This window comes from Pedobacter chinensis (assembly GCF_003339865.1).
GTDB classification, from domain to species: domain Bacteria; phylum Bacteroidota; class Bacteroidia; order Sphingobacteriales; family Sphingobacteriaceae; genus Pedobacter; species Pedobacter chinensis.
Genome location: NZ_QPKV01000003.1, coordinates 618,588 through 631,541, shown reverse-complemented (window position 1 = coordinate 631,541; position 12,954 = coordinate 618,588). Strand labels below are relative to the sequence as shown.

13 protein-coding genes are annotated in these 12,954 nt (G+C 35.4%); 7 read left to right on the top strand and 6 right to left on the bottom strand.

Annotation, left to right across the window (positions count from 1 at the left end):
* Positions 1-414: 414 nt before the first annotated feature.
* From DU508_RS08040 to DU508_RS08030, 3 genes are all read left to right on the top strand, one after another.
* Positions 415-3,306: a DEAD/DEAH box helicase gene (locus DU508_RS08040; protein ID WP_115402308.1), complete on the top strand. Its 2,892-nt coding sequence runs from the start codon at positions 415-417 to the stop codon at positions 3,304-3,306.
* A 93-nt stretch (positions 3,307-3,399) separates the two neighbouring features.
* Entirely contained in the window at positions 3,400-3,711 is a 312-nt protein-coding gene (locus DU508_RS08035) for a YgaP family membrane protein (protein ID WP_115402307.1), read from the top strand.
* A 68-nt stretch (positions 3,712-3,779) separates the two neighbouring features.
* A complete protein-coding gene (locus DU508_RS08030; RefSeq protein WP_115402306.1) occupies positions 3,780-4,559 on the top strand; it encodes a 3-keto-disaccharide hydrolase in 780 nt (259 codons plus the stop codon).
* 81 nt (positions 4,560-4,640) lie between these two features.
* On the opposite strand, the gene aat is transcribed toward DU508_RS08030, so the two are convergent.
* Entirely contained in the window at positions 4,641-5,276 is a 636-nt protein-coding gene (aat, locus tag DU508_RS08025) for a leucyl/phenylalanyl-tRNA--protein transferase (RefSeq protein WP_115402724.1), read from the bottom strand.
* Positions 5,277-5,349: 73 nt separating this feature from the next.
* Here aat and DU508_RS08020 point away from each other — a divergent pair, with 73 nt between their 5' ends.
* The 3 genes from DU508_RS08020 to DU508_RS08010 all read left to right on the top strand — a co-directional run bounded on the left by DU508_RS08020 (position 5,350) and on the right by DU508_RS08010 (position 8,620).
* Complete coding sequence (locus DU508_RS08020; protein ID WP_115402305.1) at positions 5,350-6,792, top strand: DUF1800 domain-containing protein; 1,443 nt, start codon at positions 5,350-5,352, stop codon at positions 6,790-6,792.
* A gap of 50 nt (positions 6,793-6,842) precedes the next feature.
* Positions 6,843-8,042: a DUF1501 domain-containing protein gene (locus tag DU508_RS08015; RefSeq protein ID WP_115402304.1), complete on the top strand. Its 1,200-nt coding sequence runs from the start codon at positions 6,843-6,845 to the stop codon at positions 8,040-8,042.
* 209 nt (positions 8,043-8,251) lie between these two features.
* Complete coding sequence (locus tag DU508_RS08010) at positions 8,252-8,620, top strand: YccF domain-containing protein (RefSeq protein ID WP_115402303.1); 369 nt, start codon at positions 8,252-8,254, stop codon at positions 8,618-8,620.
* 1 nt (position 8,621) lies between these two features.
* Here DU508_RS08010 and DU508_RS08005 read toward each other — a convergent pair whose 3' ends face one another.
* Positions 8,622-9,593 carry an App1 family protein gene (locus DU508_RS08005; RefSeq protein ID WP_115402302.1) on the bottom strand — a complete coding sequence of 324 codons (972 nt, stop codon included), beginning with the start codon at positions 9,591-9,593 and terminating at the stop codon, positions 8,622-8,624.
* A gap of 60 nt (positions 9,594-9,653) precedes the next feature.
* Here DU508_RS08005 and DU508_RS08000 point away from each other — a divergent pair, with 60 nt between their 5' ends.
* The gene (locus DU508_RS08000; protein WP_115402301.1) at positions 9,654-10,508 is read left to right on the top strand and encodes a diacylglycerol/lipid kinase family protein; all 855 of its coding nucleotides are present in this window, start codon (positions 9,654-9,656) and stop codon (positions 10,506-10,508) included.
* Here DU508_RS08000 and DU508_RS07995 read toward each other — a convergent pair.
* Genes DU508_RS07995 through trhA form a run of 4 tightly spaced genes read right to left on the bottom strand, consistent with a single transcriptional unit; the run spans position 10,505 to position 12,949 of the window.
* Entirely contained in the window at positions 10,505-10,897 is a 393-nt protein-coding gene (locus DU508_RS07995; protein WP_115402300.1) for a hypothetical protein, read from the bottom strand. The genes DU508_RS08000 and DU508_RS07995 overlap by 4 nt on opposite strands.
* The gene (locus DU508_RS07990; RefSeq protein ID WP_115402299.1) at positions 10,898-11,551 is read right to left on the bottom strand and encodes an energy transducer TonB; all 654 of its coding nucleotides are present in this window, start codon (positions 11,549-11,551) and stop codon (positions 10,898-10,900) included.
* A 59-nt stretch (positions 11,552-11,610) separates the two neighbouring features.
* Positions 11,611-12,312 carry a peptidoglycan DD-metalloendopeptidase family protein gene (locus DU508_RS07985; RefSeq protein WP_115402298.1) on the bottom strand — a complete coding sequence of 234 codons (702 nt, stop codon included), beginning with the start codon at positions 12,310-12,312 and terminating at the stop codon, positions 11,611-11,613.
* A 7-nt stretch (positions 12,313-12,319) separates the two neighbouring features.
* Positions 12,320-12,949, bottom strand: coding sequence for a PAQR family membrane homeostasis protein TrhA (gene trhA, locus DU508_RS07980; RefSeq protein WP_158542138.1), 630 nt, complete (start codon positions 12,947-12,949; stop codon positions 12,320-12,322).
* Positions 12,950-12,954: the final 5 nt, after the last annotated feature.

The window sequence follows — 12,954 nt, the reverse complement described above, 5'->3', positions numbered from 1 at the left end:
AGCAATCTCATTCGCAACAGGTTCATTTGTTTACCACCTAAGACACATTAGAGCACTTTAGTTTATATGAGCCTGATGCCGCTGATTATGGAGATAAAAATAAAATCTGCGTAATTTTCTTAAATCTACGGGATATTCTTTCTTTAAAAACTTCAGTTAAATCATGATTAACAATAAATTACCAAAAACATCAATGGTAGTTACGGAGCATCTGTTATATCGCTTGTAGATACTTCGTATCTCAGCATGAAAGCACATTCAGGGTTGCTGAAACAAATTTGCCGGATTTACAGCTTTCCATTATTCCACCAAAATTCTCACTAAAAATGTTACACATCTTTTGATGTAATCCTAAAATATTGTAAGTTTAGAGTTTTTTAAGCGGGTAGCTTATAAAAATTTTATTCTCCATCAATGTTACGCGTCGATAGTTCTAAACCTTGTAAAATAGTGTACTCCTTGTGCAAACATGAGTATTTAGGCTATTTAATTGAACCTCATGTAGTTCAGTTAAATCCACAAGGTGATTTCTCATTTACTTATCAACGCTTATTTACGCATACCGCAGAAGAATTTCACTCATGTTTATCTGACATTGATTATAAGCTGATCAAAATTTTAGATGACATTGAGCAGGATTCAATCATCAAAAAGTATTATAAAAAATTAATCAGGCCAACTGAATTTTTTACTAAAATTTTCGATACTAAATTCTACGAAAACGTTCGCCCTAAAATAGAGAAAAAACTTGCTGAAGCTTTAGAGATCTTAAAGATTAAAAATGAACTTTATGTAATGGATAAAGATGGATGGCCGGTAGAGCGTAAAATCGAATTGGCCACCGAACCTGCTTCCATATTATTTCATTTTCGCAGAAACGAAACAGAAACCCGATATTTTCCAACTATAAAATATCAAAATCTGCGCATCGAATTTATGTTTAAAGAAGCGCAAATCATTAGCAATAAGCCCGCATGGTTATTGTTAAATGATGTGCTTTACTTTTTTGATCAGGATATTGAAGGCAAAAAATTACAGCCGTTTTTGGCAAAGCGATATATTGCCATTCCAAAATCGACCGAGGCTACTTATTTTGAAAAATTCGTGGCACCATTAATAGAAAAACACCATGTTTATGCTGAGGGTTTCGAAATTAAAACAGAACAATTTGAGGCAACTCCGGTTATCAAAGTTTTGTATGTTGATGGTGGTTTATCGCAAATCCAATTATATTTCAAATACGGGGAATATACTTTCCCTATTGAAAATGCACATAAAGTAACCGTACGTTTAGAAAAAACTGCTGATCATTATATTTTTCATCGCATTAAACGCTCAGCCGATTGGGAGAAAAAACAATTCAATTTGCTATTATCACTTGGGTTGAAAAAAACGAGCCCGTTATTTAGTAACCTGGAAGTAGCAGCAGATGAAGAGAATCCAAGCTATGCGGCCATCAATTGGGTTAATGAGCACATTGAAATTCTGCAGGCATCGGGCTTTGAAATTGAACAAGCTACAGGACAGAAACGTTTTGTTTTTGGTGCTAACAAGATAGATCTTGAAGTTAAAGAAGGCAATGATTGGTTCGATATCAATGCCGTGGTTTGGTTTGGTAAATATCAAATCCCATTTCTTTCTTTAAAACAACATATTTTACATAAAAGACGAGAATTTTTATTGCCAGATGGAGAAGTAGCCATTATTCCCGAAAAATGGTTTACCCAATATGGCAGCTTATTTAGCCTTGCAGAAACTGGCGCCAGCTTAAAACTTAAAAAACATCATATTGGCTTGATTAATGATCTTGCCGAAGACAGTTTAGCTAATGTGACACTGGAGCGCAAACTCCAACGTTTATCTGATTTTGAAAATATTGCTGACACACAAATGCCTGTAAATTTCAAAGGTAGCTTACGTGATTATCAAAAAGCGGGTTATAATTGGTTTAGCTTTTTAAGAGAATACAATTTTGGTGGTTGTTTGGCTGATGATATGGGTTTGGGTAAAACCATTCAAACTTTAGCCATGTTGCAAAAAGTTAAAGAAGATGATCAGGCCAGGGAATCGCATTCTACTTCGTTAATCATTATGCCAACTTCGTTAATTTATAACTGGTTAACTGAAGCTAAAAAATTCACGCCAAAACTTAAAATATACGCTCATACAGGCACTAACCGAAATAAAGATGTAGCAAATTTTGCAAATTTTGATATTGTGATTGCCACTTATGGCGTGACTCGTGTAGATGTAGAAGAACTGAAAAATTTCTACTTCAATTACATCATTTTGGATGAAAGCCAGAACATTAAAAATCCGGCATCAAAATCTTTCAAATCAGTTAGAAGTTTAAAATCCAAACACAAATTGATTTTAAGCGGCACACCTGTAGAAAATTCAGTAGGAGATTTGTGGTCGCAGTTAACCTTTTTAAATCCGGGTTTACTTGGTACACAAGCATTTTTTTACGAAGAATATGTGCAAGCCATTGAAAAGAAAAAAGACGAAGAAAAGGCACGTAAGCTTCAATCCATCATAAAACCTTTTGTACTTCGCAGAACAAAAGAACAGGTAGCTGCAGAATTACCTCCAAAAACCGAACAGGTAATTTACTGCGACATGAGCGAAGATCAGGCCACGTATTACGAAAAAACCAAGTCGGCTTATAGAAATGATTTGTTGCAAAGCATGGATGATGGCACTTTTGCACAGAAACAGGTTCAACTTTTACAGGGCTTAACGGCTCTTCGTCAATTGGCCAATCATCCGGTAATGATTGACAGTGATTATGGTTCAGATTCCGGCAAATTCGAAAACGTTATTCACACTTTAGATAATGTATTAAAAGGCGGGCACAAGGTTTTGGTGTTTTCACAGTTTGTAAAACATCTCGATATTTTCAAAAAGCACTTCGAGGCAGAAAATATTCCTTTTGCCTATTTAGATGGTGCTACCCGTAACCGTGGTGAAATTGTTTCAGAGTTTCAGCAAAACAGCAATTTAAAAGTATTTTTGATCTCCATCAAAGCAGGTGGTGTAGGTTTAAACCTAACGCAAGCTGATTACGTTTTTATTCTGGACCCCTGGTGGAATCCTGCTGTAGAGCAGCAAGCCATTGACAGAACACATCGCATTGGGCAGGATAAGAAGGTTTTTATTTACAAATTCATTGCTAAAGATACTGTTGAAGAAAAAATTCTCGCTTTACAGAAACGTAAAAAATCATTAGCCAATTCACTGATCACTACTGAAGAAAGCTTCTTTAAATCATTGAGTAAAGAAGACATCAGAGATCTGTTAAAATAATTAAAGTGATTTTTGGAATCCCTTTCTTAACATTAATTAAAACTGTATTATAATCAATTTGTTATACAATAGAATTTTTAATAAAATACAAGTATGACAAATGAAAATTTAAACACAGCCCTTAACAATGTTAGAGAGGCCTGGAAATATCCTGAATTATTTCAAAATACCTCAAGATCAGAACGTATACTTTCTGGCGCAGTTGGAACATATCTTTTAGTTAAAGGTATTACCAGTTTGTTTTCTCATCCGGTTATCGGATTAACGGGTGCAGCAATCGGCGCAGGTTTATTATATCGTGGCATAACGGGTTATTGCCCAATGCGTGATCTGGCAGAACAACAGGACGAATTAGCCCCTGATGAAATTATCATCAAAGATTCGTATTTGGTGGAAGATCTGTAGTAATAAATTGAATACGAAATTTTCATTTCTTAATAAACTGGTTAACTTTAAGCAGTTAATCAAAAATTATGAGCAAATACGCATTACTTCTTATTCCAACATTATTTGGCATGTCAGCAATTGCACAGGAAAAAACTGATCCGGCAAAAGAGGCAGCAAAAACTGAGATCTGGGAGCCTGTTCCTAAAATTGTAACTCCGGGAAATTTACCACAAGATGCTCCTTCAGATGCAATTGTGCTGTTTAACGGAAGAAATTTAGATGAATGGCACTCGGTTAAAGATCCCTCAAAGCCAGCTGCGTGGACAATTGATGACGGCTTTTTTACTGTTAAAAAAGGTACAGGGAATATAGAAACCAATAAGAAGTTTACCGATTATCAACTGCACATGGAATGGAAAATACCTGCCAATATCACGGGAACAGACCAGGCCAGAGGAAATAGTGGTGTATTTTTAGCATCAACAGGACCAGGTGACGACGGTTATGAAATTCAGATTATGGATGCTTATAAAAACAAGACTTACGTTAATGGACAAACAGGAAGTGTGTATAAACAAAGTATTCCATTGGCCAATGCAAACAAAAAACCAGGCGAATGGCAATATTACGATATCATCTGGAATGCTCCCCGTTTCAATGAAGATGGTTCTGTTTCTAAACCCGCTTCTGTTACTGTCTTTTTAAATGGTGTTTTATTGCAAAATAATTTTGTGTTGAAGGGCGAAACCAGATGGATTGGTGCTCCCGAATATAAAAAACATGGTGCAGCATCTATAAAATTACAAGATCACGGAGATCCCAGCCCTCCAATTAGCTTCAGAAATATTTGGGTAAGAGAATTATAATTATCCATAAAACCTGCAAATTAAATTTTGCAGGTTTTTTTATTTATCTGAATACATCTCTCTTGAAAAATATTGTTAAGATTATTGATGTTTTTGTAAAATTTGCAGGTAAAGCTCACTATCAATCATCTCTGCACCTAAACTCATTAAGTGATCATTTGGCAATTGGCAATCAATCAAATCAATATTTAGTTTACTTAGATATATCAATGCCGCTTTAGAGGCATTACTTGCATGGCTAAACATACTTTCTCCACAGAAAACACGATTGATTTTTACACCATATAAGCCCCCTACTAAAATTCCATTTAACCAAACCTCTATACTATGGGCAAAACCATGTTGATGCAAATTGATGTAAGCTTGTTGCATATCATCAGTTATCCAGGTTCCATCCTGATCTTTCCGTGGCGTATTTGCACAATTTAAAATCACATCCTTAAAAGCCTCATTTATTGTGATCTCAAATGCATTAGCAGCCAAAATTTTCTTCATGCTTTTGCTGATTTTAATCTTTTCAGGATAAATTACACAACGTTGATGTGGAGCATACCATAAAATTGATTCGCCTTCACTGAACCATGGAAATATGCCATTTGAATAGGCATTAAGCAATCTTTCCATACTCAAATCGCCGCCAATAGCAAGTAAGCCATCCTCTTCAGCTAGTTTAGGGTCAGGAAAACGAAGGTCATCATCAAGCAATTGAAAAAACATAGGCGAAAATAACAAAGAAAACATTATTTAAACCTTAACGTTATAATAATGTCATACTGTTAAATTGTTCATCATGAATGCAAAAGATAATTTCATAAAAGTAAAGCATCTTTATAACAGAGCAGGTTTCGGCATTTCTTATTCTGATCTCAATAAATTAAGCAGGAAAAATCTCAATAAGGTTGTTGATGACTTATTGAAAGAACCTAAAAAAGATGATGCCATTACTTTAGTTGATACTACGGAATCAAAACGTCAACTATTGGTTCAGACAGCTCTCAATGCTAAAAAAGAATTGGATGATGAGGAAAAGAAAATGCGACAGGAAATTGTCCGGATGCGGAATGAAATGAGCCGCAATCTGAATATTGCCTGGATAAACCAAATGATCAATACTGAAACCCCTTTAAGGGAGAAAATGACGCTTTTTTGGCATGGCCATTTTGCCTGTAGGAGTAATAACCCAATGTATGCACAACAATTAAACAACATACAAAGGCAGCATGGTCTTGGGAGCTTTAAAACACTTTTGGTTGAAGTTTCCAAGTCTCCGGCAATGTTACAATATCTTAATAACCAGCAAAACAGAAAAGGAAAACCAAATGAAAATTTTGCCCGGGAATTAATGGAACTTTTTACCCTTGGAAGAGGAAATTATACAGAGCAGGATATTAAAGAATCAGCACGATCGTTTACCGGATGGATGTACGATAAAGATGGCACGTTTATATTCAGGAAAAACCTACACGATGAAGGTACCAAAACCTTCTTCGGAAAGATTGGAAATTTCGAGGGAGAAAACATTATTGACATCATTTTGGACAAACCAGAAACTGCCGAGTTTATCAGCAGAAAAGTTTATAAGTTTTTTGTTAATGATAACCCAAATGAGGCGCACGTAAAAGAACTGGCAAATCATTTCTACAACTCCAAATATAATATCAGCGAATTGATGAAAAAACTGTTTACATCTGATTGGTTTTATAATCCGGAAAATGTAGGCACGAAAATCAAATCACCTGCTGAGTTTTTAGTTGGTTTAAGTCGCGAATTCTTTGTCACTTACAATAAACCTTTGGTACTTATTCAGTTGCAAAGTAGTTTAGGTCAATATTTATTCAACCCACCAAACGTTGCAGGTTGGCCTGGTGGGCAAAGCTGGATTGACAGTTCCTCACTAATGTTGAGAATGCGCATTCCATCACTGGTTTTGAACGATGGGGAAATAGATTTCAGTGGTAAGGCAGATCCTGAAGATGAAGCTGTGATTGCTTTAAGCAGAACGGCTACTACTAACGCAAATACTAATACCAAGCCAAAATCTTTTGTGAATGCACAAGCAGATTGGCCGAAGTTTCTGAATACATTACCTAAAGGATTAACACCGTTGCAACTCACTGAATTTTTACTTCAGCCAAAATTAAACGATAAAATAACCAGAATGGTTAGTGATAATAAAGGGTTACGAAGTACAGCGGTGGAAATTACCAGCATGCCAGAATATCAACTTTGTTAATATCAACAAATGAATCTGATTAATTAACTGTCAATCAAAAAGATCAAAAGATGAACAGAAGAAATTTTTTAAGAAATACAGGCTTTGTTGCAGCTGGGTCGCTATTTGTTCCAGCCTTTATGAAACCGCTTGAGGCAATGGCGCTTGATGAGCTAAGCCTATATAAAAATTTAGTAGTGGTACAGCTTTCTGGCGGTAATGATGGGTTAAATACAGTTATTCCATTCGGAAATGATATTTATTACCAAAAAAGAAAAAACATCGCTATCAAACCAGAAGAGGTAATTAAGTTGAACGATATGCAAGGCCTAAACCCAAATATGAAAGCGTTGCAGGAAATTTATGATCAAGGCTGGATGACCATTATAAATGATGTGGGCTATCCTAATCCTGATCGTTCACATTTCCGTTCTATGGATATCTGGCAATCCGGTAGCGACAGCAATCAATTTTTATCAACCGGGTGGATTGGCCGTTACCTGGATAGCAATTGCCAAACCTGCAAATTCCCTTATACAGCCATTGAGGTTGATGATTCACTTTCTTTGGCCATGAAAGGGCAAACCAAAAAAGGGATTGCATTGAAAGATCCTGCAGCACTGTTCCGCAACACAAACGATCCATTTTTTAAAGCCGTGTTGCAAAGTGATAAAGAACATTTAGATGAAGATAATTTAGGTTATTTGTACAAAACAATGATCGAAACCCAATCATCGGCCAGTTATATTCAAAACACTTCAAAAATTTATCAATCAAAATCCACATATCCTCAGAGTGGTTTTGCTAATCAGTTAAAAACCGTTTCTAAATTCATATCATCAGGATTAAAAACAAGAGTTTACTATGTTTCATTAAGTGGTTTTGATACACATGTTAACCAGATCAATCAGCAAGGCAATTTGCTTAAACAATACAGTGAGGGAATGGCGGCTTTTTTAAAAGATTTAAAAACCAACAATAAACTTGAAGATACGCTGGTGATTACTTTCTCAGAATTTGGTCGCCGTGTAGAACAAAATGCAAGTAACGGAACTGATCATGGAACGGCTAATAACATGTTTATTTTTGGTGGAAGGTTAAAAAAACAAGGAATTTTTAATGCTGCGCCTAATTTAAGTGACCTCGATACAGGCGATTTGAAATATCAGCTTGATTTCAGGCAGGTTTATGGAACTATTTTAGATAAGTGGTTGGATGTTAATAATGCAGACATCCTTAATAAAAAGTTTAACACTTTAGATTTTATTTAAAAATTTTGGAATCCTGGTTATTTTAAGTTTAAAGGTTTTCGCCTGAAACCATTAATGGGCGCAATATTTAAACTTTTTAGAGCGCAGTCATTGCGAAGAAGTATGACGAAGCAATCTGTTTTGTGTATGCACGTCACATGCTTTTCATCAAAGCGCTTAAATCTTTGCGTAACAAATTCCTTTACTGATCATCTTAAGATAAAACTCAAATGAACTTTTTAGGTAATATCATCTGGATTATTTTTGGCGGGGTTTTTATCTTTTTCGAATATATTATTGGTGGTTTAATTCTTTGTTTAACCATTGTAGGTATTCCATTCGGCATTCAATGTTTTAAGTTTGCCATTGTTGGTTTAGCTCCGTTCGGCGTAAAAATTACAGATACCTCATCCAATACAGGTTGCCTTTCTACCATCATGAATTTAATATGGATTTTTTGTGGTGGTTTCTGGATTGCTTTAACGCATTTATTTTTCGGAATTCTACTTTGCATTACCATTGTGGGCATCCCCTTCGGTCGTCAGCATTTTAAATTAATGAATTTAGCTTTTACACCTTTTGGAAAATCAATTTCGTAAACTAAATCAACCCAATCGTTTTTGAGTGATTAATCGCTTCTGCACTATCTTTAAACAAACAAGCTTTAACATTTTTGTTTTCGATCTTTTGCAATAAGTTTTGAGTTTCCTCTTCCTTTTCCGGGCGAATGTTCCGAATGTATACCGCCTCAATATTCTGCGGATATTTCTCTACTATCGCTGAATAAATTGCCGGATCTTGCTGAGAATTATCGCCAAAAAACACGAATTTTTGATTTGGAAAAGCATCCAGAATTCGCATTACCCGAAGCAGCTTTCCTTCATGACCCGTCTTTCCTGTTTTAACCAAATCTTTCCAGTGCTTTAAAGTGTTGAGCAGAAAAGCACCATCGGGCAATTTATTAAACTTAAAAGTTTCAATTAAATAATCATACAGATTCCATTCGCTGCTGCTTACATAAAAAAAAGGATTAGGTTGAGCGTGATCAGTATGCGACAATGCAAGTTGTTGATAGTGACTTGCTGCATCGGGAAATGTTTTTCGGGTATGGGGATTTTTAATAAAAAGCTCTCTCAATCTGCGCCCTATTGTAGCAGAATGAGAAACCATAACGGTATCATCAACATCAGAAATAAAAGCATATTGTGTAATATGGGGCACATAAATCTTGCCTTCCCCCGAGCTTAAAACTTCGCCTTCTTCATTAACCGCCTCCACCTTTACAAAATGCCAACCTGCCGATACATCTTGTTCTGCCTCCCATTCAAATTTAAAAAAACCATCTTGTTCGGTTTTGTTATAAATAGTCTGATCAAAAAATTGCAACCTGACTCTTACAAAAGGATAGGGTTGAAGAATGAAAAGCTTAAAAAGATGAACGATATTAACAAAAATATTGTTGCTATAAATTTGTGTTGTTTTAGCCTTGCGTTTGAAAACATGACCATACACCACTAAATTATGTTTGTGCCCATAGCCATGGTAAATTTTTACGCTTACTGATTTATTCATTGTTCTTAAAACAGAGTTAATTAAAAGTTGTTTGTGATGTAAGCCATTTAAGGTTAAAACATGAAACTACTATTCATCATCAATCCAGGTTCTGGTAATCACAATATTAATTTAAAGGAAGTGATCGCCACACATTTTAAAGGCAAGAACGTGGAAATAGAATTATTCGAATTACCAGATGATTGTTCGTTGGATAAGATAAAAGCTAAAATTGATCAGGTAAAGGCAGATCGGGTGGTTGCCGTTGGTGGCGATGGAACCTTAAAATTAGTTGCAGAATGTTTATTGAATACGGAAACACCTATTGGTATCATTCCCGCTGGTTCTGCTAACGGAATGGCTAAGGAACTAGGGATACCAAAAGAATTGGAACTGGCTTTAGATTTAGTGGAATCTGGTAGTCTTCAAAAAATTCATGTGGTTCAATTAAATGATGAAATATGCATTCATTTATCCGATTTAGGATTTAATGCTTATTTAGTTAAAAAATTTGATACCCTTCCTGAACGCGGAATGTGGGGTTATGCCAAAGCGACATGGCACGCATTGTGGAATCATAAAAGGATGCAGGTAGAATTGAAGATGGAAGGAGAAACCATTAAATCAGCTGCAGCGATGGTTGCCATTGCTAATGCAACAATGTATGGTTCTGGCTTAAAAATCAATCCTGATGGAAAACTTGATGATGAGTTATTTGAAATCGTTGTGGTAAAAGATTATTCCTATCTGGAAATACTAAAAATATGGCTAACGAAACTTCCTTTTAATCCGGAAAAGATTGAGATTTTTCAAACATCAGAAGTGAAGATTTTTTCCAGGCATAAAGCTCATTTTCAAGTTGATGGAGAGTATATTGGCAAGATTAATACGGTAAAAGCAAAGATTTTACCTGCTGCAATCACGGTAATTGTTTAATTTAATTCTTTTCGATGGATTTGAATGCTAAAATATAATCTGAAAAATTCGGCTATAAAACAGGCTTTAAACAGTATATCAAACCATCTGCTTCCTAAATTCAAAACTTCTGGCAGAAAGGTTATAAAACCGATGGAAAATACCCAAACTATTAATCGAAAAGGGAATTGAATGTAATAAGTAATAAATCCAAATTTCTTAAATAACATTAAACCAGTTGCGGAAACAAAAAGCGAGATAAATAGCGGCAGGGTTAAAATTACTCTTGCCTGAGAAAGCACCTGATCAGGAATTTCGTTTAAATGAGTAACGATTCCCCAAAATTGTTTTGCCAGTAAAACAATGCTGATTAAATCTAAAAGTGCAAAAAACCTGGCCGTATTCCTCATTTATTTACAGTATTTAGATAGGTATTGATCGGCTAAGCTACTCCCCATATGTTTAACAAATAAAAAATCTTCACAAGCACCTTGTTTATCTCCTTGTTTTATTTTTTTCAACCCATTATCAATTCTGGATTGTAAATACTCATCATCTATTCCTAATTGATTTTTAATAGCAATAATCTGTACTTCCTGTCCGGGTTTAGCCTGATCAATATTTTTATAGAAATTAATCACTGAGTTAGTCAATCCCTCTTCAGCTTGATAGCTTCGGATTGCATCTTGAATTTCTGAATTTGATTTCCCTTCACAATTAAAGCCAGAGAGTTTAAAATTAACGGGCACAACTACAGCAATTGTGGTATCATAACCCGTTGGAACTTTCCATTTGCCACTACTCAAGCGAACAAGCCTTAAGGCTTCCTCATCCAATTCTCCTAAAATGCTTTTGGTTACTCTTGAGGAATATACTCTTCCCTGCTCATCTAACTTAAAGCTGATGTTTACAGTACCCTGGATGCAATTGTTTTTTGAAAATTGGGGATAAATCGTCTTCTCTCTTAAAAAAGCACTGAAACCATCTTTACCAGTTTTAAACTGTAACTGTGCCATTGCTACAGAACAGTAAAAAATCAGGCAAATGGTCATTAACTTTTTCATTAGGCTAATTTACTAAAAAGAGCTGAGAGTTAAGCAAATGGCGCTCAATGCATTTAAACCTAAAAGCTATTAAAAACCCCGAAGCTTGATTGCAGTATGATATTTGGGTTAGGGCAATTGGCTAAATATCTTTCCCGCTCACTAAACTTACAAACTCCTGGATAATCGCCTTTTAAGCCATTCATATTTTCTATGATTTGAAAATGGAGGTGCGGAGGCCAGTAACCGTTTTCTTCTTTAGCACCCAATTCTGCGAATTTTGTACCCGCAGGTATAAATTTGCCTTCTTCTAAATTGTTTAATGATGATAAACTTAAATGTCCGTAAAGTGCATGGAACTGATATCCGCCAATGTTATAAGCTAGAATTATTGTTGCCCCATAATCTCCAAAGTTATTATTGTTGGCAAAGCTATGAACTTTGGCATCATAGAAATTGTATATTGCTGTACCAGCTGGAGCCCAAATATCTACACCGAGGTGTAATCTGCGGGGTTCTTCACCAGCATCAAAATGAGCACTTCGTGAATATATGGTTCGGTGCTCATTGTAACCACCAATGCCATAACGAACGTGATTATCAGATAGTTTTTGATTTATCCAGGCAGAAAACAAATCTGTGTCATCTAAAATTTCATCCGTTAATTCAGTATTGTTTTCAGTAAAATCTAAAGCTAAAAGTTTGTCTTTTGTTTCATCAAAATCAATAATTTTTTGAATTACCGAAGCTTCTGATTTTATGACCTGCTCAAAAGTTTTCATCTCAGAATCACTTGAAAATATAAACGTAATTATAAATGTAATGGGAAAGTGCTCCACCTATCACAAACAAATGCCAAAGTTCGTGACTGTGCATCCACCTGAACATTTGCTTATCTTTTGCATAATAATAGGTACCACCAATGTAAAAAATACCACCGAACAACAACCAGAAAATTGCACCAAGCGGTAATGTTCCAAGCATTTTCTGTAACAATGGAACAATTAAGCAACCCATTAAAATATAAATAGACAAGGAAATTGCAGTGCTTTTCAATCTATTGAAGATTTTCAATAAGCACCCGATAATAGCGATCAACCAAACAATTGCAAATAAGCTCCAACGCAGCCAGCCATCGAAAACCAATAATGCTGTTGGGGTATAAGAACCTGCAATCATCAAATAAATACAGCAATGATCAAATTTTTGCCAAAAACGAATGCCATAATCTGTGGCTGGATAACCATGATACATAGCGCTTACACCAAAGAGTATAAAAGTACCGATGCTATAAATCCAGGCTGCAGTAAACTCAATAGGAATGCTACATTTTTGCAATAGCAGATAACCAGCCGGAATTGCAATTACTGCCGGGATCAAGTGTGTAAAAAAGTTAATCGGTTCTCTTAAGCGTCTCACAGAAA

What these genes read in the sequence shown, in the direction of transcription:
- DU508_RS08040 (WP_115402308.1), top strand. Translation starts at nt 415, where the DNA reads ATGTTACGCGTCGATAGTTCTAAACCTTGTAAAATAGTGTACTCCTTG.
- DU508_RS08035 (WP_115402307.1), top strand. Translation starts at nt 3,400, where the DNA reads ATGACAAATGAAAATTTAAACACAGCCCTTAACAATGTTAGAGAGGCC.
- DU508_RS08030 (WP_115402306.1), top strand. Translation starts at nt 3,780, where the DNA reads ATGAGCAAATACGCATTACTTCTTATTCCAACATTATTTGGCATGTCA.
- aat (WP_115402724.1), bottom strand. Translation starts at nt 5,276, where the DNA reads ATGTTTTTTCAATTGCTTGATGATGACCTTCGTTTTCCTGACCCTAAA.
- DU508_RS08020 (WP_115402305.1), top strand. Translation starts at nt 5,350, where the DNA reads ATGAATGCAAAAGATAATTTCATAAAAGTAAAGCATCTTTATAACAGA.
- DU508_RS08015 (WP_115402304.1), top strand. Translation starts at nt 6,843, where the DNA reads ATGAACAGAAGAAATTTTTTAAGAAATACAGGCTTTGTTGCAGCTGGG.
- DU508_RS08010 (WP_115402303.1), top strand. Translation starts at nt 8,252, where the DNA reads ATGAACTTTTTAGGTAATATCATCTGGATTATTTTTGGCGGGGTTTTT.
- DU508_RS08005 (WP_115402302.1), bottom strand. Translation starts at nt 9,593, where the DNA reads ATGAATAAATCAGTAAGCGTAAAAATTTACCATGGCTATGGGCACAAA.
- DU508_RS08000 (WP_115402301.1), top strand. Translation starts at nt 9,654, where the DNA reads ATGAAACTACTATTCATCATCAATCCAGGTTCTGGTAATCACAATATT.
- DU508_RS07995 (WP_115402300.1), bottom strand. Translation starts at nt 10,897, where the DNA reads ATGAGGAATACGGCCAGGTTTTTTGCACTTTTAGATTTAATCAGCATT.
- DU508_RS07990 (WP_115402299.1), bottom strand. Translation starts at nt 11,551, where the DNA reads ATGAAAAAGTTAATGACCATTTGCCTGATTTTTTACTGTTCTGTAGCA.
- DU508_RS07985 (WP_115402298.1), bottom strand. Translation starts at nt 12,312, where the DNA reads ATGAAAACTTTTGAGCAGGTCATAAAATCAGAAGCTTCGGTAATTCAA.